At 70.6% G+C, this 589-nt stretch carries 1 protein-coding gene; it reads right to left on the bottom strand.

Features of this window, described 5'->3' with window-relative positions; translation table 11 throughout:
* On the bottom strand, nucleotides 1–589 hold a 589-nt coding region (locus EF918_RS36515; protein ID WP_125653044.1), incomplete at both ends, for a DegT/DnrJ/EryC1/StrS aminotransferase family protein.

A 589-nucleotide genomic window follows, 5' to 3' on the forward strand; every position in this document is an offset into this window, starting at 1 on the left:
CTGCAGTCTCGTGGGCTCGCTGGGCGACCGCCGGGTCCTTGCAGACGACCGCGCCGCCCTCGCCGACGTCACCACCATGTCCTTCTTCCCGACCAAGAACCTGACCACCGGCGAGGTCGCCGACGGGTCGGCCGTACGCCGTACCGCCGACGGAATGTGCCGCGTCGGCGAGGGTGTACGCGCCGACCCGATCGGCCAAGACCTGCAATGCCGGGTAGTCGGCGGCCTGGCCGGCATAGTCGACCGCACTGATGACCCTGGAACGATCAGTCAGAGCTGCCGCGACGGCTGTGGGATCGAGCAGGCCGGTTTCGTAGTCGATGTCGGCGAAGACCACGCGGGCGCCCAACATCGCGGCGCAGGAAGCCGTCGCCACGAAGGTCATCGGAGTCGTGACGACCTCGTCGCCCGGCCCGACGCCGAGCGCGGCGTACGCGATGTGCAGCGCCGCGGTGCCCGACGTACAGCTCACCGCCCGGTGTCCGCCGGCGAGCTCGGAGATCGCGTTCTCGAAGGCCGTGACCGCGGGTCCGGTGGTCAGCCAGTCGCCACGCAGTACGGCGGTGACCGCCTCGACGTCCTCCTCCGC

The organism is Streptomyces sp. WAC06614, from assembly GCF_003949795.1.
Classification (GTDB): domain Bacteria; phylum Actinomycetota; class Actinomycetes; order Streptomycetales; family Streptomycetaceae; genus Streptomyces.